Below are 22,889 nucleotides of genomic sequence, written 5' to 3'. Positions count from 1 at the left end.
AAGGCTCTACCGCTTATCTATCAAGCGCTAGCAGCTATCAAAACAGGAGTATATGCCGAGCAGCCCCGCGCAACCTTCAGGCGGGGGGCTGCCACGGCACCTGCCACCCGCCCCCCAGCGCCTGCACCAGCGCCACCACGGCCAGCTGGCGGTTGACCTGCAGCTGCAGCAGGGCGCGCTGGGCAGACAGCGCTGATACTTGCGCGGTCACCACCTCGGTGTAGCCCACCTGGCCTTCGCGATAGCGGTTGAGCAGCTGCTGCGCCGTGCGTTCGGCGGCCGATACGGCCTCGCGCCGCAGGGGCTCCTGTTCTCGCAGGGTGCGCAGCACGGTGAGCTGGTCTTCCACGCTCTGGAAGGCCGTCAGCACGGTCTGGCGGTAGACGGCCACACGGGCATCGCGTGCAGCCTGCGCCTCCTCCACGCGGGCGGCGGTGGCACCTGCATCCAACACAGTCTGTGCAATGGACAGCCCCAGCGACCAAACAGTGCCCGACGCCTTGAACAGATCCGCCACGCTGCTGCCACCGCTGCCGAGGGTGGCGCCCAGGCTCAGGCTGGGAAAGTACGCCGCGCGCTGGATGCCGATCTGCGCGTTGGCAGCGGCCACGGCCCGCTCTGCCGACGCGATGTCGGGGCGGCGCTGCAGCAGGGTTGAGGGGACGCCTGGTGGCACCTCGGGCACTTGGGCCACCCACGGCGCACTGGGCACGACAAAGTCGGAGGGCGCCTGCCCCGTCAGCACCGCCAGCGCGTGCTCGAACCGTGCCCGGTTCTGGCGCGCGGTGGCCAGGTCGGCCCGCGCGTTTGCCAGTTGGGTCTGCGCCTGCAGCACATCGGTCTGGGCCACCACTCCGGCGGAATAACGATTCCTGGCGATCTGCAGGCTGCGCTCGTAGCCCTCCACCGTGGCCTGCAGCAGCCCGATTTCCGCATCGGCCTCGCGCAACTGGAAATAGGCAGAGGCCAGGCTGCCCACGGCGGACAGGCGGGCCGACGCAAGGTCGGCCTCGCTGGCTTGCGCACTGGCCTGGGCATTGTTGACGACGCTTTCGAGCCGCCCCCACAGGTCCGGGGCCCAGTCCACCCCCAATGAGGCTTGGGTCGTGGTGCCGGACCGGCTGGCGCCCTCGCCACCCGAACGCGTGGCACCGCCCGACAGGCTGACGGAAGGCAGCAGCCCCGCGCGCTGCTGCCGCACCACGGCCTGCGCCTGGGCATAGGCAGCCACTGCTGCGGCAATGTTCTGGTTGGATAGCTGCACCTGCTCCGCCAGCCGGTTCAGCTCGGCGTCTCCGAACAGCTCCCACCAGGGTCCACGGTCCAGCGCATCGGCAGGCGCGGCTGGCGCCCAGGTGGCGCCCGCCTCCTTGAACGTGGCCGGCACTGGCATCTCGGGGCGCTGGTACGGCGGAGTGACGGAGCAGGCAGACAGCAGCGTCAGCGCAAGCCCGAGGCTGGCCAAGCGTGCGGCGCGTGCACCCGGTGCGAGGGGGATGAAGGGACGGGTCATGGTGCGCAATCAGACAGCGGCACCGGGGGATCCGGCGCGGCTGAGTTGTTGTTCGTTGGGTGCGGGCTTGCGCAGCTTGTCGAGCAGCACATACACCACCGGCGTCGTCAGCAAGGTGAGCAACTGGCTCGCGATGAGCCCGCCGATGATCGCCACGCCCAGCGGTTGGCGCAGCTCCGAGCCCTGCCCGAAGCCGATGGCCAGCGGCAGTGCACCCAGCGCAGCAGCCATCGTGGTCATCAGGATGGGGCGAAACCGCAGCAGGCAGGCTTCGCGCACGGCCTCCAGGGCCGTGAGCCCGCGCGCGCGCTCGGCGTCCAGCGCAAAGTCGATGATCATGATCGCGTTCTTCTTGACGATTCCGATCAGCAGGAACACGCCGATGAGCGCAATGATGGTGAACTGCATGTTGAACAGCAGCAGCGCCAGCACCGCGCCCACCCCCGCCGACGGCAGCGTGGTCAGCACCGTGATCGGGTGGATCAGGCTTTCATACAGAACACCCAGCACGATGTAGATCACCACGATGGCGGTGAGGATCAGGAACAGCTGCTGCCCCTGCGACTGCTGGGCGCTGAGCGCCGTGCCCTGGAAGCTGCCGCGCACGTTGGTGGGCATGGCAATGTCGGCCTCGGCCTGCTCGATGACCTGGCGCGCCTGCGCCAGCGAGGTTCCGGGGTCGATGTTGAACGAGATGGTAGTGGCCAGCTCGCCATCCTGGTGGCTGATGGATGTGGGTGACGCCCGCTCCATCACGCGCGCCACGGCGCTCAGCGGCACCATGGTCGATGCCGCAGTGCTGATGACATTGCCCGTGGACGCACCGCGCTGGCCCGGGTTGGCGGCCGTCCCCGTGGCACCGGTCGGGTTGCTGGCCACGTAGATATCTTTCAGGGCCGGCGGGCCCCGGGTGTACTCCGGCGCCCACTCCATGATGACGGCGTACTGGTTGAGTTCGCCATAGATGGTGGCCACCGAACGCTGGCCGAACGCGTTGTACAGCGCGTTGTCGATGGCCGAGGCGCTCACGCCCAGGCGCGAAGCGCTGTCGCGGTCCACCTCCACATAGGTCTCCACGCCGTTCTCCGCCTGGTCGGTATCCACGTCCTTGAGCAGGCTCTCGTCCTTGAGCCGGTCGGCCAGCTTGCCCGCCCATTGCTTGAGGTCCGCCATGTTGTCGCTCTTGAGCGTGTACTGGTAGGTGGAGTTGCTGGAGCGCCCGCCCATGCGCAGGTCCTGCACGGGGTTCAGAAACACCCTGAGGCCGGTGATCTGGTTGAGCTGCGGCCGCAGCCGCGCAATGACGGCCGGTGTGCTGTCCGTGCGCTGCTTCAAAGGCTTGAGGTTCACAAACATGAACCCACCCCCGGCCCGGCTGCCACCCGAGAAGCCGACGACGGTATCCACCGCTGGGTCCTTGCGGATGATCTCCACGGCTTGGCGCAGCTTGCGCGCCAGGGCTTCGGACGAAATGCTCTGGTCGGCCCTGAGGCCCGCGTTGAGCTGGCCGTTGTCCTGCTCGGGGAAGTACCCTTTAGGGATCTTCGCGAACAAGTACACGTTGAGCCCGATCACCGCCAGCAGGATGAGCACCACCAGGCCTTTGCTGGCCAGGGCCCAGTCCAGGCTGTGTCCATACCCGCGCAGCACGCCCTGGTAGCCGCGCTCTGCCCACCGCGCCAGGCGCGACGGAGGCTTGTCGCTGGCCGGATCGTGCGCCCGCAGCAGCCACGCGCACATCATGGGGGTGGTGGTGAGCGAGATCACCAGCGAAATCATCACTGCCGCTGACAACGTGATGGCGAATTCGCGGAACAGCCGCCCCACCTGGCCGTCCATGAACAGCAGCGGAATGAACACCGCCACCAGCGACAGGCTGATGGACAGCACGGTGAAGCCCACCTCCCGCGCACCCTGCAGCGCGGCCTGCATGCGGTCCATGCCGGCCTCGATGTGGCGCATGGTGTTCTCCAGCACCACGATGGCATCGTCCACCACAAAACCTGTGGCCACGGTCAGCGCCATCAGGCTCAGGTTGTTGAGGCTGAAGCCCAGGAAGTACATCACGCCGAAGGTTCCCAGCAGCGACACCACAGTGGCCACCGCCGGGATCACCGTGGCCCGCGCCTTGCGCAGGAAGAGGCCCACCACCAGCACCACGAGGGCAATGGACACCATCAGCGTCAGCTCGATCTCATGCAGGGAGGAGCGGATGGAGTTGGTGCTGTCCGACGCCACGGCCACCTGGATGTCCTGCGGCAGCTGGGCCTGCAGGTCGGGCAACAGCGCGCGCACGGCATCCACCGTTTCGATGATGTTGGCACCCGGCTGGCGCGTGACCAGCACGATGATGGCGGGGTCACCGTTGAACAGCCCCACGGTGCGGCGGTTTTCCACCCCGTCCACCACGCGCGCCACATCCCCCAGCCGCACGGCGGCATTGTTGCGCCAGGCGACGATGAGCGATTCGTACTCTGCCGCCTTGCGCGCGGGCGATGGCGTGTAGATCTGCAGGCGGCGCCCGTCGCCTTCGATGGCGCCCTTGGGCCGGTTGGCGTTGGAGGCCTGGATGGCAGCGCGCACGTCTTCGGTGCTGATGCCGTAGCGGTTGAGCGCAAAGGGCAGTAGTTCCACCCGCACGGCGGGCAGCGAGCCGCCGCCAATCTCCACCTCGCCCACACCGTCCACCTGTGACAGGCGCTGGCTCACCACGTTGGAGACGGCATCGTAGATCTCACCCGGCGTGCGCGTCTTGGAGGTCAGCGCCAGGATGATGACGGGTGATGCCGCCGAGTTGCGCTTGCGGTACGTGGGGTTGCTGCGCAGCGTGGCGGGCAGGTCGGCCCGCGCCGCGTTGATGGCGGCCTGCACCTCGCGCGCGGCCGCGTCGATATTGCGGTTCAGGTCGAACTGCAGGCTCACACGCGCCGATCCGTTGGAGCTGGTCGAGGTCATTTCGTTGACCCCGGCAATCACCCCCAGCCGCCGCTCCAGAGGGGTGGCCACGCTGGTGGCCATGGTTTCGGGGCTGGCGCCCGCCAGGCTGGCCGAGACCGAAATGGCCGGATAGTCCACCTGCGGCAAAGGCGATACGGGCAGCACAAAAAATGCGGCGATCCCCGCCAGGGCCACGCCAATGGTCAGCAGCACGGTGGCTACCGGCCGCTCGACGAAGGGGCGCGAGAGATTCACGACACCTCCCCGGCCTGGACCGGCGCCGCCGCCGTGCCCCGCCCCGTCCAGCGGCGGCCCAGCCGGTCAAACGCGAGGTAAATCACTGGCGTGGTGAACAGCGTGAGCATCTGGCTCAGGATCAGCCCGCCAAAAATGGCCAGCCCCAGGGGGCGGCGCAGTTCCGCCCCCTCGCCCCACCCCAGCATCAGCGGCAGCGCGGCAAACAGCGCCGCCAGCGTGGTCATGAGAATGGGGCGAAAGCGCAGCAATGCAGCCTGGTGGATGGCTTGCTGCGGCCCCATGCCCTGGTGGCGCTCTGCGTCGATGGCGAAGTCGATCATCATGATCGCGTTCTTCTTGACGATGCCGATCAGCAGGATGATGCCGATGATGCCGATCACCCCCAGGTCGTTGCCCGACACCATGAGCGCCAGCAGGGCCCCGACCCCGGCGGAAGGCAGGGTGGAGAGGATCGTTACCGGGTGGATATAGCTCTCGTACAGCACGCCAAGCACGATGTACACGCACACCATGGCCGCCAGAATGAGCCACAGCTGGCTCGACAACGATTTTTCGTAAGCCCCGGCAGCCCCCAGGAACTCCATCGACAAGCCCTGCGGCATCCCGATTTCCTTCGCGGCAGCGCGGATGGCGTCCACCGCACTGCCCAAGGACACGCCCTCGGCCTTGTCAAAACCCAGGGTTGCCGCCGGGTACTGGGCCACGCGCGTGATCTGCAGCGGCGCCAGTTGCTCGCGGATGGTGGCCACAGCCGCCAGCGGCGTGGGCGTGCCGGAGCCTGTGCGCAGCTGCAAGGTGCCCAGGGCCTCGGGCGTGTTCATGCCTTCCTGCTGGGCTTCCAGGATCACGCGGTACTGGTTGGTCTCGGTGAAGATGGTGGACACGATGCGCTGGCCAAACGCGCTGTAGAGCGTGTCGTCCACGTTGCTGGCCGTGACCGACAGGCGCGATGCCGTGTTGCGGTCAATGTCCACAAAAGCCGACAGGCCCTGCGCGCCCGCATCGGTCGTGGCGTTGCGCACCTTGGGCTCGCGCTGCAGTCGCAGGGCGAGCTTGCGGGTCCAGTCGTTGACCTGCGCGGCATCCACACCGCCAATCGACACGCGGTACTCGGTGGGGCCGGTTTCCGCATCGATCGTCAGATCCTGCGTGGGCTGCAGGTACAGCGTGACACCCGCCACAGACCGCACACGCTCGCGCAGGCGCTGCATGATGGCTTCCTGCCCGTCGCGGTCAGGCTTGAGATTGATCAGCATGCGCCCGGCGTTGAGCATGGTGTTGTTGGCCGCATCCACACCCACAAACGAGCTGAGCGACAACACGTCGGGGTCTTGCAAGATGGCGCGCACGGCGGCTTGCTGGAGTTCACTCATGCGGGCGTACGAGACATCCTGCGACGCCTCGACGCGCGCCTGCAGTTGCCCGGTGTCCTGCGTGGGGAAAAGCCCCTTCGGGATGACCACATACAAGAGCGCCGTGAGGGCCAGCGTCATCACCGCCACCACCAGCGTGGCGCCCTGGTGGCGCAGCACCCACTGCAGCCAGCGGTCATAGCCGCCAATCACCCGCTCGAAACCCCGGTTGATACGGCCCGCCACGCCCTTCGGGCCCCCAGCGGGCTCGGCGCGCAGCCAGCGCGCAGCCATCATGGGCACGAGGGTGAGCGACACCACGCCCGAGATGAGAATGGTGATGGCCAGCGTGACCGCGAACTCACGAAAAAGCCGGCCGACCACATCGCTCATGAAGAGCAGCGGGATCAGCACCGCGATCAGCGACACCGTGAGCGAGATGATGGTGAAGCCAATCTGCGTGGCGCCCTTGAGCGCCGCCTGGAACGGCGGCTCGCCCTCCTCCAGGTAGCGCGCGATGTTCTCGATCATCACGATGGCATCGTCCACCACAAAGCCGGTGGCAATCGTCAGCGCCATCAGGCTCAGGTTGTTGAGGCTGTAGCCCAGCAGGTACATCACGCCGCAGGTGCCAATGAGCGAAATGGGCACGGCCAGGCTGGCAATGACCGTGGCGCGCAGGCTGTGCAGAAAGAAGAAGATCACCAGCACCACCATGAGCACGGCCAGTGCCAGTTCCAGCTCCACATGGTGGACCGAGCCCCGGATGCCCGTGGTGCGGTCCGACAGCACCTGCACCTTGAGCGATGCGGGCAGGCCCGCCTGCAGCTCGGGCAGCAGCTTCTTGATGTTGTCCACCGTGGCGATCACGTTGGCGCCCGGCTGGCGCTGCACGTTGAGGATGATCGCTGGAGTGATGGAAGCCCCCACGTTCCCCACTTCGTGTGGTTCGCTGCCCCCCGAGTGAGCGTCCGCTTGCTGGGGGCGGCCCGGCGCGGCGCGGAGGGGGTCGTTGACCCCCGCCCACGCGCCCAGCCGGTTGTTCTCCGCACTCTCCACCACACGCGCCACCTCCAGCATGCGCACCGGCGCGCCGTTGCGCCACGACACGATGAGGTTCTTGTAGTCATCCACCGTCAGCAACTGGTCGTTGGCATTGATGGTGTAAGAACGCTGCGGGCCGTCAAAGCTGCCCTTGGCACTGTTGGCATTGGCCGAGGTGATGGCCGTGCGCAGGGTGTCGAGGCCAATGCCGTACGACGCCAGCGCCTTGGTGTCGGCCTGGATGCGCACGGCAGGCCGCTGCCCACCCGCCAGCGACACCAGCCCCACACCCGAAACCTGGCTGATCTTCTGCGCCAGGCGCGTGTTCACCAGGTTCTGCACTTCGGTGAGCGGCAGCGTGTCAGAGCTGATGGCCAGCGTGAGCACAGGCGCGTCGGCAGGGTTCACCTTGGCGTACACCGGCGGTGCGGGCAGGTCTGCGGGCAGCAGCGAGTTGCCCGCGTTGATGGCCGCCTGCACCTCCTGCTCGGCTACATCCAGCGCCAGCCCCAGGCCAAACTGCAGCGTGATGATGGACACCCCCGAGGCGCTGGTGGACGCCATGCGCGTGAGCCCGGGCATCTGGCCAAACTGGCGCTCCAGCGGCGCACTCACCGTGCGGCTCATGACCTCGGGGCTGGCACCCGGGTACAGGGTCTGCACCTGGATGGTGGGGTAATCCACCTCGGGCAAGGCCGACAGCGGCAGAAAGCGGAAACCCACCAGCCCTGCCAGCACGATGGCAATCATCAGCAGCGCAGTGGCCACGGGCCTTTCAATGAATGGACGTGAAGGACTCATGTTGTCGTGTCGCGCTCAGGGATTCTGAGGAGGACGCTGGCGGCGCTGGCCACCTTCTCCACGCTCCCCTCGCGGCCCGCTGGCCCCCGCACGCGGTGCACGGGCGGCCTGCGCACCCGGCAGCTGCACGGCCATGCCATCCTGCAAGCGGTCCCCGCCCTCGGTCACCACACGTTCGCCTTCCTTCAGGCCTTCGGTGATCGCCATCAGCCCCACCGTGGCCTGACCGCGCTTGACCTTGCGCAGCGACACCGTGCGGTCTTCGTTGATGACATAGACGTAGTCGCCATTGGCGCCGGTGCGCACTGCGGTCACGGGCACCACCAGCGCGGGCACGTTGCGCAGCAGCAGTTGCACGTTCACAAACTGGTTGGGAAACAGCGCACCCGCCGCGTTCTCGAACCGAGCCTTGGCCTTGACGGTGCCGGTGGTGGTGTCCACCTGGTTGTCCAGCGTCGAAAACCGGCCCTTGTCGAGTTCGGCCTTGCGCGTGCGGTCCAGCGCCGTCACGGCCAGGGCGTCCGCTGCGCCCTGCGCTGCCTGGATGTCGGCCACACGGTCCTGCGGCACGGAGAACTGCACGTCGATGGGTGCCACCTGCGTGATGGTGGCCAGGCCCGCCGTGTCGCCCGAGGTCACGTAGTTGCCCGCATCCACGGTGCGAAGACCGATGCGCCCCGACGCGGGCGCGGTGATGCGGGTGTAGTCCAGGTTCAGGCGCGCCGTGCCCTCCTGGGCCTTGTCGGTCATCACCGTGCCTTCGAGTTGCTTGACCAGCGCCGCCTGCGTATCCACGTCCTGGCGGGCGATGGAGTCTTGCGACAGCAATGTGCGGTAGCGCTCCAGCGTGAGGCGCGCGTTCTCCAGCTGCGCCTCGTCGCGCTGGCGGGTGCCCTGGGCCTGCATCAGCGCCTGCTCGAAGGGGCGGGGGTCGATCTGCGCCAGCAACTGCCCTTTTTTGACCATCTGCCCCTCGGTGAACAGCACCTGGGTCAGCATGCCCGACACCTGGGGCCGCAGCGTGACCGTGGTGGCGGGGATCACGGTGCCCAGCGCATCGATGATCACCGGCAGTTCAGCCTTGCGCACCACGGCATCCCCTACCGTGACCATGGGGCGCCCGCCCCCCGGAAAGCCCGGACCGCCGCTGGATTCACCATTGGCCCGCTGGATGAGATACCACGCCGCACCGCCTACCAGCCCCACCAACACCAGCGCCAGCAGGCTTCCTACCCATCGGGATCGGCGTGGCGGTTTGCCGGGGGGAGCGGGAGGAATGGCCGATGGCGGGGGCGCGTTGACTTCTTGGGGGTTCATGGCGGTCTTGATTCGTGTTCTCGGGGTGCGTGCTGGGCGGGTGTCAGCACGGTCAACCGTACCGGATCGTAGAGGCTCAGTTCACGCGTTGCTTTGAACGCTGTGCGAAGAAAAGTAAACCTTGGGGTCAAAGCAATTTGTAGGGAAGGCGCATCCGCCAACGGGCCCACCACCAAAAATGCCCCGCAAGTCACGCCGCGCTCCTGCATTTCGCGGTGGCCCTGGCGCATTTCGTCGCAAGCCGCTGGCAGCGACGGGGCGGTGTCGGCACAGTCCGCTCCATTGAAGAACGAGCCCGGAGCCACACCATGCAACTCACCCCCGTCATCGCCATCCACCTCGCCGCAGCGCTCGCCGCGACCGCCATCGGCCCCATCGCCCTGTGGGCCCGCAAGGGTGCCACACAACGCCCGCGCCTGCACCGCGCCGCCGGGTATGCCTGGGTAACCCTGATGGTGGCCACAGCCGTGTCGGCCATTTTCATCAGTGGGGGCCCGGGACCGCGCTGGGGCAGCTTCGGGCTGATCCACCTGCTGATACCGGTCACGCTGGGGATGCTGGTGCTGTCTTTTGTCTTCCTCGCCCGGCGCAACATCGACGGGCATCGCAAGACCATGCAGCGCGCCTACATCGGCGCCTGCGTGGTGGCCGGTGGCTTCACTCTGCTGCCTGATCGCTTTCTCGGCCATTCGCTCTGGTCGGCACTGGGCGTGATCTGACCCTGCCGTTCCCTCTCCATCCGCCCTTTCCACTCAGGAGATCTCCATGCTGCTCAATTTGATTGTTCACCAACCCCAAGCAATGCTCCAGGTCATCAGTCACACCCCCTACTGGGTATGGGGCATGCTGGCCGGCCTGGTGGGGCTGGGCGCCAGCCAGCTGCGCGACCGCAGCGCCAGCCTGCTGCGAACCCAGCTCATGCCGCTGGGCATGGCCGCCTTTTCGGTGGCAGGCCTGCTGTCGGCATTCGGTGGTTCGGCCTCCTCCGGCGTACAGGCAGTGGGTCTCTGGCTGGCAGCCGCCACGGCGACCACGGCGCTGGCCCTGTGGTTCCAGCCCACGGCGCCCACCGGCACGCTCTACAGCGCCTCTTCGCGCAGTTTTTACATTCCGGGCAGCGCCATGCCGCTCGCGCTGATCGTTGGCATCTTCCTGACCAAGTATTTCGTTGGGGTCGAGCTGGCCATGCAACCCACCCTGGCACGGGACGGCACCTTCGCGCTGCAGATCTCGGCCCTTTATGGGGTGTTCAACGGCCTGTTCGCCGCCCGGGCCCTGCGGATGTGGCGCCTGGCGCAGCAAAGCGTGGTCTACGGCGCATCCCCCGTGGGCGCCTGAGCCCCGCCAGAACACTGCCCTCCCATCGAACTGACTCACCTTGTCTGGAGACATCACCATGCACTACGTCCACCCCACCCAAGACCCCATCGAACGCCTGGCCCGCAAGCGCGCCGGGGCCAAACTCGGCTGGTACATGCACGCCGGCGTCTATCTGCTGGTCAACCTGCTGCTGATCACCCTGTCGGCCGCCAGCGGGCGGCACTGGGCGGTGTACCCCGCGCTGGGATGGGGCATCGGCCTGGTGGTGCATGGGGCGGTGGTGTTCCTGATCGCTGGCGGCGGGCTGCATGAGCGCATGGTGCAGGCCGAACGCGACCGTCTGGCGCAGCAGGGGCCACGCCGTTGAACCCGTCTACACCCTCCTTCCGCACGAAAGAAATCCCATGAAGATGCTCCGACAACTGACCCTGGCCCTGCTGACACTGGCGACATGGGGTGCGGCCACCGCCTCCCAGGCGGGCACGGGGCTGATGGAATTGCCCGGCTTGCTGGGGGATGGCCCCGTCACGGTGTTCTACCCCAGCAGCAGTGCCGACGAACCTGTGCAGCGCGGCCCCTTCCAGCTGCAGCTGGCCTGGCAGGGCAGCCCCGTGCGGGGCAACGGCCGCCTGATCGTCATCACACACGGTTCGGGCGGCAATCCGTGGGTCCACACCGACCTTGCGCGTGCAATGGTGGCCGCAGGTTTTGTCGTGGCATTGCCCGAACATGCGGGAGACAACTCCAAAGACCCGTCCACCCCCGGCCCCGAGAGCTGGAAGCGCCGCCCCGCCGAAGTCTCCCGCGCCATCGACGCCGTGGCACAGGACAACCGCCTGGCCCCATTGCTCACCCTTGACAAGGTGGGGGTCTTCGGTGGTTCCGCCGGTGGCCATACGGCGTTGACGCTGGCGGGCGGCGCGTGGTCGCCCGCGCGCTTTCGCCAGCACTGCGAGGCCCACATTGCCGATGATTTTTCCTCCTGTGTCGGGTTCATCACCCGTTTGCACGGCAACCTGCTGGATGGCCTGAAGAAGTGGTTTGCACTGGCCGTGATACGCCACCGCTTCAGCGACGACACCGCCTACACACACCAGGACCCCCGCATACAGGCTACCGTGGCCAGCGTGCCCTTCGCAGCCGACTTTGACATGGCCACCCTCGCCACCCCGAGCATCGCGCTGGGGCTGGTGACTGCGGGCATGGATGTGAACCAGGTACCGCGCTTTCACAGCAGCGCCGTGCTCGCAGCCTGCCAGGACCGCTGCACCCACGTAGCCCACCTGCCGGACGCCAGCCACGGCGCCATGCTGTCGCCCATGCCACCGCTGCACCTGCTCAACGACGTACAGACCGCGCTGCTGGGCGACCCGCCCGGCTTTGACCGCAAAGTGCTGCCCGAGGTGGATGCACGCATCGTGGCGTTCTTCGCCCAGCACCTGCAACCCTTGCACCCCTTTCAGCCGGTGCCCTGACCCGGCCATCCTGCATCACACGCACCCATGCTCCTCATCTCTGCCGCCACCCTCGGCCTGCTCGCCACCATGACGCAAACCTCCAGATTGCGGCCCCGCGGCCGGTACCCCTTGTTCATCGCTGCCGCCATGCTGACCCTGGGGCTTGCGGGACTTGCTGCCGCCATCGCCTGGGGCGGCCCCCACGACCTCCCGCCGCTGTCCAGCATCAACAATCCGTTCAAGGGCGTGGACTACAGCGGTGTTCCACCAGCCCAGCGCTACACAGCGCGCGACGGCACTTCACTGGCGTGGCATGGCTACAGCCCCAGTCCGGCAACAGCAGCCACACCACAGCGCCGGGTGGTATTGGTGCATGGGTCTTCCGCACGCGGGCAGTCCAACCACGTGCTGGCACAGGCGCTGGCGGCTGAGGGCTATGCCGTGGCATCCCTGGACATGCGGGGGCACGGCGCGTCCGGCCCCAGGGGCCAGGCCGCGTACATCGGCCAGATGGAAGACGACATCGAAGACTTTCTGCGCGCCGTGCCGCACGCTGGCCCGCAAACGCTGATGGGGTTTTCGGCAGGCGGCGGGTTTGCGCTGCGTTTTGCGGGCAGCGCGCGGCAGGACCTGTTCGACCGCTATGTGCTGCTTTCGCCTTTTTTGCACCACAACGCCCCCACATCGCGGCCTGACAGCGGCGGCTGGGTGTCGGTGGGCCTGCCCCGCATGGTTGCCATCACGCTGCTCAATCAGATCGGCATCACCCGGTGGAACCACCTGCCCGTGCTGAGCTTTGCCCTCAACGACGTAGCCCGCGAGCTGCTCACGCCCCGCTATTCGTACACGGTGGCCACCAACTTCCGCCCCCACGACGACTACCAGGCCGACATCCGCAATGCCCGGGGCACTGTCTGCATCGTGGCCGGGCAGGACGATGAGCTTTTTTACGCCGACCGCTTTGCCGACCTGTTTGCCCAGGCGGGCAAGCCTGTGCCCGTGACCCTGGTGCCCGGCGTGAACCACATGGGGCTGACGCTGGACGCCCAGGCTGTGGCCACCGTGGCGCGCCACTCTTGCCCGGCGTAGCCCGCCCCTAGAATCCCTGCAGCGCCCAGAGCTTTTCACCCCCCGACCGCCCCGCCATGACCTCCCCTCTTAGCCCCGAAGAAATCGAAACGCTGGCCCGCCGGCGCGCCAGCGCCAAGCTGGGTTGGTACGTGCACGCTGCGGCGTTCGTGCTGGTGAACGCGCTGCTCTTTGCCATGTCGCGCTACGCATTCGGTACGCGCCCCTGGTCGATCTATCCACTGCTGGGCTGGGGCCTGGGGCTGGTGCTGCATGGGGTGTCGGTGTTCCTGCTGGGCAGCGGCGACGGCCTGCGCGAACGCATGGTGCAGCGCGAGCGCGAAGCCCTGCAGCGCGAACAAGCCCAAAAGCAGCAAGAGCATCACCGGCCATGATGCTGCGACGCCCCTTCAACGGCATCAGCAAGCTGCGGCACTTCCTTCAGGTGCTCGCCTTCACCCTGGTCGTTGCGACTATCCAATATGCCTTCATGCCCGACAAGCCCTACGGGCCGCCAGTGGTGTATTCGATATTGATCGGCACCTTCACCTGGGCCGTGATCGACCTGGGGCGCGAATTGATACCTTCTGCCGCCGAAACGGGCTGGCCGCAGGGGTGGCAGGGCATGGCACTGGTGGCGGGGGGCATTGTTGTGGGGTACGTGGCCGGCACGGGGCTGGCCAACGCCTTGTGCGTGTACTACTTTCACTTCTACCCACCGGGCACGTCCACTACCGGGTCTGACCAGCGCACATCCATTCTCATCACGGCCATTGCCGGGCTGGTCGGCAGCTACTACTTCTACGCCATCCACAAATCGGCGTATCTGGAAGACAAGATGGCCGAGGCGCGCGTGCATGCGAGCGAGGCGCGCCTGAAGCTGCTGGAAACCCAGCTCGAACCCCACATGCTGTTCAACACCCTGGCCAACCTGCGCGTGCTGATCGGCACCGACCCCGTGCGCGCGCAGGAAATGCTGGACCGCATGATTGCCTACCTGCGCGCCACGCTCAGCGCGTCGCGCAGCACCCAGCACCCGCTGTCCAACGAGTTTGACCGCCTGCGCGACTACCTGGAGCTGATGGCGGTGCGCATGGGCCCACGCATGGCCTACACGCTGGACCTGCCCGAGGCGCTGCGGGATGTGCCCGTGCCGCCACTGCTGCTGCAGCCCCTGGTGGAAAACGCCATCCGCCACGGCCTGGAGCCTCAGGTGGAAGGCGGCCACATCACCGTGCGCGCTAGCGCGCGCCCGGGCGCCAACGGCCCGCTGCTGGTGATCGAGGTCAACGACACCGGCGCGGGCCTGCCCGGCACCCTGCCCACGCCGGGCCCCGGCCAAAGCTTTGGCCTGACCCAGGTGCGCGAACGCCTGGCCACCTTGCACGGCGCATCAGGCACTCTTGATTTGATAGCTGCTAGCGCAGGAGGAACAAGCGCTAGCGTCGTTTTTCCTTTGAAATCTGCCCCCAGCCATGAACCAACCCGCCCCCCGCGCCCTGATTGCCGAGGATGAACACCTGCTGGCTGCCGCCCTGCAGCAAGAACTGGCCCGCGCTTGGCCCGAACTGCAGATTGCCGCCACCGTGGGCGACGGCCTGTCGGCCGTCAGGCAGGCGCTGGCCCTGCTCCCCGACGTGCTGTTCTTCGACATCCGCATGCCGGGCCAGAGTGGGCTGGACGCCGCCGTGGAGCTGGCCGACGCCTGGCCCGACGACAAGCCTTTTCCCGCACTCGTATTCGTGACGGCCTACGACCAGTACGCCGTGCAAGCGTTTGAAGCCCAGGCTGTGGACTACCTGCTCAAGCCCGTGCAGGCGGCCCGGCTGCAAAAAACAGTGCAAAAACTGCAGCTAGCGCTTATGAATAAAGCGCAACCAGCTATCAATTTAGAAGCAACCATGGAGCAGCTGCGCCACCTGCTCGCAGCGCCCGGCATTGCCTCGCCATCCGCTGCAGCGGCACCAAGCAGCACCGCCCCCCTCACCCTCATCCAGGCCAGCAGCGGCAGCCAGATCCACATGGTGCCGGTGGCCGACGTGCTGTACTTTGAAGCGGCCGACAAATACGTGCGGGTGCTGACTGCGGCGCGCGAGTACCTGATCCGCACGCCGCTCAAGGAGCTGACGAGCCAGCTTGATACGCAGGTGTTCTGGCAGATCCATCGCAGCACGCTGGTGCGCGCCAGCGCCATCACCACGGTAACGCGCGACGAGGCGGGCAAGCTGCATCTGGAGCTGGCGGGCCGGGCCGAGAAGCTGCCCGTGAGCCGCCTTTACGCGCACCTGTTCAAGGCGATGTAGTCCCCGAGAGTTTTTACCGATTGGTGGCCAACAGCAGGCCACCCGCCCCCATGAAGAACCCGCCGGTGGCCTTGTTGAGACGCACCACCCCCCGCGAGGTGCGGATAAACCGGCGGATCTGCCGCCCCCCCGCCGCATAAACCGCCGTGGAGACAAACTCAGCCCCCAGGTACACCGCCCCCAGCACCACAAACTGGCGCAGGGCCGGCTGGCCGGGGTCGATGAACTGCGGAAAGACCGCTGCAAACAGGATGATGGCCTTGGGATTGGTGATGCCCAGCAAGAACTCCTGCGCGATGAGCGACTGCAGGCGCACCGGTGCACCGCCCGCTTTGACCGCACCTCCGTCTGCGCCATCCACCACATCCAGCCCGCTGAACTCACGGCTGCGCCACGCGCGCCAGCCCAGCCAGAACAGGTAGCAGGCCCCTACCCACTTCACGGCCGTGAAGGCCGCCTCGGACGCCAGCAGCATGGCCCCCAGGCCCACCGCAGACACCGTCAGGAAAATCGCGAACGCAGCCACCCGCCCCAGCGTCGCCACCATGGCCGCACCAATCCCCGCGCGGATGCCGTTGTTGAGGCCACAGAAATTGTTGGGGCCGGGCGTGAGCGCAATGGCAACCGCCACCGGGGCAAAAAGAAGCGCGTCCATGGAACAGTCCTTCAGAGAACGGGAAAACACCCGATAGCGGCCCAGTCTAAAACAAGCGGGGGCGGAAGGCGCAGGCGCTCGGTGCCACGGACACCACTCAACCGTTCAGTTCCACCACTGTGCCCCAGGGCACGCCGGGCAAAGCCTCGTAGTGCGCCACGACCACCACCCGCCCGGGCTGGCCCGCCACCTGCGCCAGGGCGCGGCCCAGGTAGGTGGCCGACGGCTTGTCCAGCCCGCCCACAGGCTCGTCGATCAAGGTCAGCGGCGCACCCGAGGCCAGCGCCCCGGCCATGAGCACCTTGCGCTTGCTGCCGGTGGACAGCGCATAGAACGGCTTGTCCAGATGCTCGTGCAGCGTGAAGCCTTCAATGTGCGTGGCAAGCGCTGCGGCATCCCACAGCGGGTAGTGCGCGGGCTGGCTGTCCAGCCAGCCACGGGCGGTGAGCTTGTCCAGGTCACCAGCACGGGGATCAACCCAGAACACCATTTGCGCAAAGGCCTTGGGCGCGTCGCTCAGGCGCACACCCTGCAGCGTGATGCGCCCGGCCTGCGCCGTGAGTTCACCCGCCAGCAGGCGCAGCAGCGTGGTCTTGCCACTGCTTTCGTCGCCACGCACCAGCGCCAGGCCTGCAGGCAGCGCCACCGACCACTGGTTGAGCACCCCACATTCGGGGTAGGCAAAACACAGCCCCTCCACCTGCAACACCACGTTCTCAGACATCCTGCTTCCTTGGGTTTGTTGCGCAGGACATTCCGTACAAGCCTGCGTCGGTCCAGGATTCTAGAGAGCGGTCGAGTGGGTCTCGGCTTTGCGCCGCCACCGTGCCCACAGCCAGCCACCGGTCTGGTTGACCACCAGGCCACACAACACTGCGGCTGCGCCCGCCCACTGCAGCGGCAAGGGCGTTTCGCCCAAAAACGCATACGCAGCCCACAGCCCCACCACTGGCACCAGCAGCGAAAACGGCGTCACCCGCCCGGCCGCGTGGCGTTGCAGCAGCTGCGTCCACAGCGTGTAGGCCAGCAAGGTGGCCAGCAATGCGAGGTAAAGCACTGCGAGCAAGACCCTGCCGTCCACCGCCTGCAATTGCGCCACGACACCGCTGGCGCCTTCGGTCCACACCGCCAGCGCAAAGAACGGAACGATGGGCACCACGCTGCTCCACACGATGAACGGAAACGGCGCATAAGCCCCTGCCTGCGCAGCGCGGCGCGCCACCAGGTTGGACACCGCCCACATGAACGCCGCGCCGAGGGTGAGCACAAAACCGGCCAGCGTCATCTGCCCGGGCCCTTCTCCATGGGCAAGACCAATGGTCATGAGCCCACCAAACGCCAGCAGCAGACCCCACCACTGCCAGGGCTTGGCGCGCTCACCCAGCAACGGAGCAGCCAGCAGCAGCGTAAAGAACGCCTGCGTCTGCATGACCACCGAGGCCATGCCCGCGGTCATGCCCAGCTGCAAACCCAGAAACAGAAAGCCGAACTGCCCCAACCCCTGCGCCAGCCCATAGCCCACCACAAAGCGCCAGGGCATGGATGGGCGGGGCACGAACAACAGAAACGGCAGGGATGCCGCAGTGAAACGCAGGGCACCCAGCAGCATGGGGCTGAGCCCCTGCAAGCCCAGCTTCATCACCACAAAGTTCAGCCCCCAGATGACCACCACGGCCAGCGCGCGCAGCAAGTCGCCACGGCTCAGTGCCAGCGCCGTCATGCAGCCACCGCCGCAGCCGCAGCCACCGGCCGCCCTTGGCGCGCCCGGGCAGCCACAAAGGCTTCGAACGCCTCTGCGCTGGTCTTGCCGGGCACGTAGCCCAGCACCTCCTTGAGCGCGGCATTGAGCAGCACGGGGCGGTAACGTAGAAAATCCAGCTGCTCGGGCCCGTAGCGGCTCTGGCCCAGCGCGGAGCCCACCGCCAGCGCGGCACGCAGCAGGCCCGCAGGCAACTCCAGCACCGGTTTACCCAGGCGCCGGGCGATCTCGCGCAGCGGCAGCGCACCATCGCCCGCCAGGTTGAAACAGCCAGCGCGCTGCGTGCGCAACGCATGCAGGATGGCGCCGGTCACGTCCTCGTCCCAGATGAAAACAAACGGGCTCTCGCTGCCACGGATGGCCAGCAGGCGGCGTTTGTCGAACAGCGCGGTGATCTGGTTGTCCACCCGCTCGCCCAGGATGGTGCCGATGCGCAGCACCGTCTGCGCCAGCGCGGGGTGGTCCGCGCGGTACTGCGCCAGCATCTCTTCCACCAGCCGCTTGTGGTGGGCATAGGCAAAAACCTCATTGCCGCGCAGCGCATCGGTCTCGCGCAGCCAGGCGGGGTTGTCGGCGTGGTAACCATACGCGGCCCCGCTGGAGCTGACGACGATGTGCTTGACACCCGTGGCCACGCAGGCATCGAGCACATTCTGGCTGCCCAGCACATCCACGGAGTATTCGAATTCGCGGTTGGATCCTTTGCCCGGCGTGACGATGGAGGCCAGGTGCACCACGCTGTCGATGGCATGGTCGGCCAGCGTCTGCGCCAGCGCGGGGTCACGCACGTCCTGCACCAGATAGATCACGCCAGGCAGGCGCTCGGTGGGTACTTCGCGCACATCGGCCGCCACCAGCGTGTGCACACCCTCGCGCGCAAGGGCGGCCACTACACCCCGGCCCAGAAAACCGTCGGCCCCGGTCACCAGGATGCGGCGCGTTGCCAATGAAGAAGCCGTCATGCGCCGTGCTCCTTGGCCGAAGCCCCCAGCGGCACCACCGCAGGTCTGCGGCCCCACCATCCCGCCAGCGCCAGGCCGGCAATGATGTCCCAGAAGCCCCAGACACCCGCCACCACGGCCATGCCCCCCAGGCCTCCAAAAAAACTGAAGATCAGCACCAGGCCCAGGCCCGCGTTGCGGATGCCCACCTCAATGCTCACCGCGCGCCGGTCGTAGTCCGACAAGCCGCTGAGCCGCGCGCAGGCATAGCCGGTGCCAAAGGCCAGTGCGTCATGCAACACCACGGCCAGCAGCACCAGCCCCACGTAGTCGAGGAAGTAGCGCCAGTTGCCCGCCACGGCCCCGACGATGAAACCGATCAGGCAGACAAAGCTGAGGATGCGCACGGGCTTGTTCACCCGCTGCGTGAAACGCGGCAGCTTCTCCGCACACAGAATGCCCAGCGCAAACGGCAGCCCGATGATGGCGACGATGTGCCCCGCCATCTCCAGCGGGTCGAGCGCAATGCTGCGCAATAACGGTGCCGCCGTGGGGTGCAAACCGCCCCAGAACGCGAAGTTGAGCGGCATGAGAACAATGGCCAGCGCGTTGGAGATCGCCGTCATCGACACCGACAGCGCCACATTGCCCCCGGCGCGGTGCGTGAGGATGTTGCTGACATTGCCCGGCGGGCAGCAGGCCACCAGGATCATGCCCAGCGCAATGCTGGGGCCGGGCTTGAGCAGCAGCGTGAGCGCGAAGGTGACGGCGGGCAGCACGATGAACTGCGCCGCAATGCCCACCGCCATGGCACCGGGCATGCGCAGCACGCGCTTGAAGTCGGCCACGCGCGTATCGAGCGCAATGCCGAACATGAGAAAACCCAGCACCACATTCAGCGCCACCAAGGACGCGGGGTTGAAGTTGAGGCGTATTTCGTCGACAGGCAGCATAGATAACCTTTGAGTTCAGTTCTTCATCGCGTATTGCGCAACGCGCAACGCACGAAACTGTCGCAGCGACAGCGCGGGACGCCGAGCAAGGGCCGCCCCGCAGCGAGGGCGTCGTCCCCTTGCCCGCAGTGCGCAGCGCTGCGAGAGCGGGGGGAAGGCGCGCAGCGCCTCAGGGGGGCTTTCATGCCAGGGCAGCGGCCGCTGCCCGCACCGCGTTGCGGTAGGTGTCCTTGTGCACGTAGTACGCCATGCGTTCGAGCTTGAGGTACTTGAAGCCACCCGACAGATCGGGTGGCGGCCCGGCCTTGGCCTGGCGCAGGGCCTCGGCGCGCGGTGATCCTTCAGACTGCGCCTTGAAAAAGCGCGCTACCAGCTCCGCTTGCTCGTAACGGCCCTGCCAGCCGATGCCGCTGGCCTCGATCATCCCCATCACCGCCAGGTTGTCGAAGCGCGGCGACAGGATGTTGAGGTACAGCTGCGGCGCCATGCCGTTCCAGTTGAGCAGGCTGTGGTCGATAAAAGGATAGTGCAGCTTGTAGCCGGTGGCGCAGAGCACGAGGTCGTAGTCTTGCGCGCTACCGTCCTTGAAGAACACGGTGTGGCCCTGCAGACGCGCAATATCGGGCTTCACATGGATGTCACCATGGCCCAGGTGGTGCAGCACCAGCGAGTTCACCACGGGGTGCGATTCGTACATCTTGTAGTCGGGCTTGGGCAAGCCAAACCGCGCCGGGTCGCCGGTGAACCACTGCAGCACCACGCTGTCGATCTTCTGCTTGAGCCAGGGCGGCATCTTGAGCTTGCCCCCCAGCGTGTCGGCAGGCTGGCCGAACACGTATTTGGGCACAAAGTAGTAGCCGCGCCGCACCGACAGATCCACGCTGCGCGCGTAATGCACCGCATCCACGGCGATGTCGCAGCCCGAGTTGCCCGCGCCCACCACCAACACGCGTTTGCCCTTGAACAGCTCGGCGCTTTTGTAGGCGCTGGTGTGCAGCAGTTCGCCATCAAACTGGCCTTCAAAGCGCGGCATGTTGGGCTCGGCCAGCGTGCCATTGGCAATCACCACACCCTTGAACTCTGCGGTCTGCGCGGGTCCGCCGTGCTGGCTCCAGGTGACGCGCCACAGCGGCGCTGCGCCCTCGCCCACGGGCTCGACCTTCAGCACGCGGGTACCAAACCAGTAGTGCGGGCGCAAACTAAAGTGCGCGGCAAAGTCCATGAAGTACTGCCGCATCTCGCGGTGGCTGGGGTAGTCGGCCACCTCGGGTCGCATGGGGAATTCGGTGAACTCCGTGGTGTGTTTGCTGGAGATGAGGTGTGCCGATTCGTAGACCGTGCTGCGCGGGTTCTCGATGTTCCACAGGCCGCCCACGTCGGTGTGTGCTTCAAAGCCCTGGAAGGGCACCCCCAGCTTTTGCAGGTTGCGCGCAGCCGCCAGGCCACTGGGGCCTGCGCCTATCAGGGCGATCTGGGTGCGGGTATCTGCCACAGTGGGTGTTGTCTCCGTTGTCATGCGTTTTTGCTTTCGTTGTGTATCGGTGTCTCCGTAGGCAACGGCAGGCCCGGAATGGCCGTGGCCCCCGCCTCGCCCACGCGCGGCTTGCGCGGCTGGCCCAGCAGCAGGCGGTCGTGCAGGGCATCGGGCAACAGGTTCAGCAAGCGGGCCAGCCAGCCGATGCGCGCGGGCAGCACGATGTGGGTACGACCTTGCGCGACGCCCGCCAGCAGGTCCCGGGCAGCGGCTTCGGGCTCCATCAGGCCCGGCATGGCAAAACGGTTGCCCGCCGTGAGCGCGGTGCGAAGGTAGCCAGGGCTCACCGTGCTGACCACAATGGATTCGCCGCGCAGCTCGGCACGCAGGCTCTCCAGGTAGCGGATGAGCCCGCCCTTGCTCGCGCAATAGGCACCGTTGCCCGGCATGCCGCGCCAGCCTGCAATGCTGGCCACACCCACCAGGGCGCCGCGCCGCTGCGCGCGCATGGCTTTCACAAACGGCTGAAAGGTGGTGGCCGCGCCCAGCAGGTTGATCTCCAGCATGCGGCGCAGCACGGCGAGGTCGTCGGCTTCGGCAGTGTCAAAGCCGCCTGCCACGCCCGCGTTGGCAATGACGAGGTCGGGCACCGCGCCCGAGAGCGCCATCCAGTCGGCCGCCATGGCCTGCATCGCGGTGCTGTCGGCCACATCGGGCGTGTACACCGCGCAGCGCCCAGGCGCCAGCGCAGCCAGTGCCCGCAACGTGGGCAAGTGAAGCCCCACCAGCGCCACGGCAGCGCCCTGGCCGATCAGCTCCCGCGCCAGGGCCTGGCCCAAGCCACCACAAGCGCCTGTGAGTACCGCGTTCTGAAAAGTCGCCGCCATGAGCACCCCGTGAAATGTTGGTTTGCAGCTTAGCCACAATGCTCAATAATCCCGAAATGTTTTATGGATTCGTCTCGAATTCCGGGATTTATGACCAACTCATCCCCCAGCCTGCGCCTGTTTGAACTGCTGGAAATCATGTGCGCCCATGGCCGCCCTTTCAGCCTGGCGGACGCCATCGAGGCAACAGGCTGGCCCAAACCCAGCGTGCACCGAATGCTGGGCCAGCTCGAAAACGGTGGCCTGCTGGCGCGCGAGCCCGATGGGCGCCACTACACCCCCGCACCCCGCCTCCTGCGCCTGGCCGAAAGCACGCTCAGCGCGGGCACCCAGCATGGCGTGCGCCATGCGGTGCTGCGCCAGCTGGTGGCCGATATTGGCGAGAGCTGCAACCTCACGGCGCTCAGCGGCGCCGAGGTGATCTACCTGGACCGCGTGGAGTCGGCCTTTCCGCTGCGCATGGAGCTGCGGCCCGGCACGCGCGTGCCCATCCACTGCTCGGCCAGCGGCAAGCTGTTTCTGGCCCACCTGTCGGCCGCGCGCCGGGCGGCGATCCTGGACGGACTGCCGCTGACCCGCCACACGGCCACCACTTTGACCGACCGCACCGCCCTAGAGGCCGAGCTGGAGCAGATCCTGCGGCAGGGTTACGCCACAGACGCCGAAGAGTTTGTGGATGGCCTCGTCTGCGTCGCCGTGCCTGTGTTGGGCAGCGGTCGGCGCCGGGTACGCTGCGCGGTGGCGCTGCAAGCACCGGCGGCACGCATGCCTCTGGCGCAGGCGCTGCAGCAGGTGACCCGCCTGGGCGAAGCCGCCCAGGCGCTGGGCCGCACCTGGACATGACATCGCT

Annotated in this window: 20 protein-coding genes; 9 read left to right on the top strand and 11 right to left on the bottom strand. The window is 67.0% G+C overall.

The features are described 5' to 3' along the window. Window positions 1-76: 76 nt before the first annotated feature. From EXV95_RS24290 to EXV95_RS24275, 4 genes are read right to left on the bottom strand one after another with little or no spacing between them, the layout of a single operon-like run. Window positions 77-1,513, bottom strand: a complete 1,437-nt coding sequence (locus EXV95_RS24290) for an efflux transporter outer membrane subunit (protein WP_176888817.1) — start codon at window positions 1,511-1,513, stop codon at window positions 77-79. Between the two features lie 9 nt (window positions 1,514-1,522). Beyond that, on the bottom strand, window positions 1,523-4,705 hold the full coding sequence (locus EXV95_RS24285; RefSeq protein WP_176888816.1) for an efflux RND transporter permease subunit: 3,183 nt from the start codon (window positions 4,703-4,705) through the stop codon (window positions 1,523-1,525). Further along, entirely contained in the window at window positions 4,702-7,905 is a 3,204-nt protein-coding gene (locus tag EXV95_RS24280) for an efflux RND transporter permease subunit (RefSeq protein WP_176888815.1), read from the bottom strand. Before EXV95_RS24280 ends, EXV95_RS24285 begins: the two co-directional genes overlap by 4 nt. 15 nt (window positions 7,906-7,920) lie before the next feature. Continuing rightward, entirely contained in the window at window positions 7,921-9,222 is a 1,302-nt protein-coding gene (locus EXV95_RS24275) for an efflux RND transporter periplasmic adaptor subunit (RefSeq protein WP_174240365.1), read from the bottom strand. Window positions 9,223-9,530: 308 nt separating this feature from the next. On the opposite strand from EXV95_RS24275, the gene EXV95_RS24270 reads away from it, so the two are divergent. The 8 genes from EXV95_RS24270 to EXV95_RS24235 are packed head-to-tail and all read left to right on the top strand — an operon-like array spanning window position 9,531 to window position 15,370. Further along, window positions 9,531-9,941, top strand: coding sequence for a DUF2306 domain-containing protein (locus EXV95_RS24270; RefSeq protein ID WP_176888814.1), 411 nt, complete (start codon window positions 9,531-9,533; stop codon window positions 9,939-9,941). A gap of 46 nt (window positions 9,942-9,987) precedes the next feature. Next, window positions 9,988-10,560, top strand: a complete 573-nt coding sequence (locus EXV95_RS24265; protein WP_142144400.1) for a DUF6622 family protein — start codon at window positions 9,988-9,990, stop codon at window positions 10,558-10,560. Window positions 10,561-10,618: 58 nt separating this feature from the next. Further along, the gene (locus tag EXV95_RS24260; protein WP_176888813.1) at window positions 10,619-10,909 is read left to right on the top strand and encodes a 2TM domain-containing protein; all 291 of its coding nucleotides are present in this window, start codon (window positions 10,619-10,621) and stop codon (window positions 10,907-10,909) included. Between the two features lie 43 nt (window positions 10,910-10,952). Next, on the top strand, window positions 10,953-12,017 hold the full coding sequence (locus EXV95_RS24255; RefSeq protein WP_370460281.1) for an alpha/beta hydrolase family protein: 1,065 nt from the start codon (window positions 10,953-10,955) through the stop codon (window positions 12,015-12,017). Window positions 12,018-12,044: 27 nt separating this feature from the next. After that, window positions 12,045-13,088, top strand: coding sequence for an alpha/beta hydrolase (locus tag EXV95_RS24250; RefSeq protein ID WP_176888811.1), 1,044 nt, complete (start codon window positions 12,045-12,047; stop codon window positions 13,086-13,088). 56 nt (window positions 13,089-13,144) lie between these two features. Continuing rightward, the gene (locus EXV95_RS24245) at window positions 13,145-13,462 is read left to right on the top strand and encodes a 2TM domain-containing protein (protein WP_176888810.1); all 318 of its coding nucleotides are present in this window, start codon (window positions 13,145-13,147) and stop codon (window positions 13,460-13,462) included. Then, window positions 13,459-14,583 carry a sensor histidine kinase gene (locus tag EXV95_RS24240; RefSeq protein WP_176888809.1) on the top strand — a complete coding sequence of 375 codons (1,125 nt, stop codon included), beginning with the start codon at window positions 13,459-13,461 and terminating at the stop codon, window positions 14,581-14,583. The genes EXV95_RS24245 and EXV95_RS24240 overlap by 4 nt, the downstream gene beginning before the upstream one ends. Further along, the gene (locus EXV95_RS24235; RefSeq protein ID WP_176888808.1) at window positions 14,543-15,370 is read left to right on the top strand and encodes a LytTR family DNA-binding domain-containing protein; all 828 of its coding nucleotides are present in this window, start codon (window positions 14,543-14,545) and stop codon (window positions 15,368-15,370) included. The genes EXV95_RS24240 and EXV95_RS24235 overlap by 41 nt, the downstream gene beginning before the upstream one ends. Before the next feature lie 13 nt (window positions 15,371-15,383). Here the strand turns inward: EXV95_RS24235 and EXV95_RS24230 are convergent, their stop codons facing one another. The 7 genes from EXV95_RS24230 to EXV95_RS24200 form a co-directional block, all read right to left on the bottom strand. Then, a complete protein-coding gene (locus EXV95_RS24230) occupies window positions 15,384-16,025 on the bottom strand; it encodes a LysE family translocator (RefSeq protein WP_055396280.1) in 642 nt (213 codons plus the stop codon). 97 nt (window positions 16,026-16,122) lie between these two features. Beyond that, the gene (locus EXV95_RS24225) at window positions 16,123-16,749 is read right to left on the bottom strand and encodes an ATP-binding cassette domain-containing protein (protein WP_176888807.1); all 627 of its coding nucleotides are present in this window, start codon (window positions 16,747-16,749) and stop codon (window positions 16,123-16,125) included. Window positions 16,750-16,809: 60 nt separating this feature from the next. Beyond that, entirely contained in the window at window positions 16,810-17,745 is a 936-nt protein-coding gene (locus EXV95_RS24220) for an EamA family transporter (RefSeq protein WP_176888806.1), read from the bottom strand. Next, window positions 17,742-18,746 (bottom strand): NAD-dependent epimerase/dehydratase family protein, encoded by a 1,005-nt coding sequence (locus EXV95_RS24215; protein WP_176888805.1) that lies wholly within the window; start codon window positions 18,744-18,746, stop codon window positions 17,742-17,744. The genes EXV95_RS24220 and EXV95_RS24215 overlap by 4 nt, the downstream gene beginning before the upstream one ends. Further along, the gene (locus EXV95_RS24210) at window positions 18,743-19,678 is read right to left on the bottom strand and encodes a bile acid:sodium symporter family protein (protein ID WP_176888804.1); all 936 of its coding nucleotides are present in this window, start codon (window positions 19,676-19,678) and stop codon (window positions 18,743-18,745) included. Before EXV95_RS24210 ends, EXV95_RS24215 begins: the two co-directional genes overlap by 4 nt. Before the next feature lie 181 nt (window positions 19,679-19,859). After that, entirely contained in the window at window positions 19,860-21,194 is a 1,335-nt protein-coding gene (locus EXV95_RS24205; protein WP_176888803.1) for an NAD(P)/FAD-dependent oxidoreductase, read from the bottom strand. After that, on the bottom strand, window positions 21,191-22,039 hold the full coding sequence (locus EXV95_RS24200; RefSeq protein ID WP_176888802.1) for an SDR family oxidoreductase: 849 nt from the start codon (window positions 22,037-22,039) through the stop codon (window positions 21,191-21,193). The genes EXV95_RS24205 and EXV95_RS24200 overlap by 4 nt, the downstream gene beginning before the upstream one ends. 90 nt (window positions 22,040-22,129) lie before the next feature. Here EXV95_RS24200 and EXV95_RS24195 point away from each other — a divergent pair, with 90 nt between their 5' ends. Beyond that, on the top strand, window positions 22,130-22,882 hold the full coding sequence (locus tag EXV95_RS24195) for an IclR family transcriptional regulator (RefSeq protein ID WP_176888801.1): 753 nt from the start codon (window positions 22,130-22,132) through the stop codon (window positions 22,880-22,882). Window positions 22,883-22,889 lie beyond the last annotated feature (7 nt).

The sequence above is a fragment of the Acidovorax sp. JMULE5 genome (genome assembly GCF_013376875.1).
GTDB lineage: Bacteria > Pseudomonadota > Gammaproteobacteria > Burkholderiales > Burkholderiaceae_C > Acidovorax > Acidovorax facilis.
The sequence above is the reverse complement of the archived record's forward strand: the minus strand, read 5'-3'. Positions and strand labels throughout refer to the sequence as shown.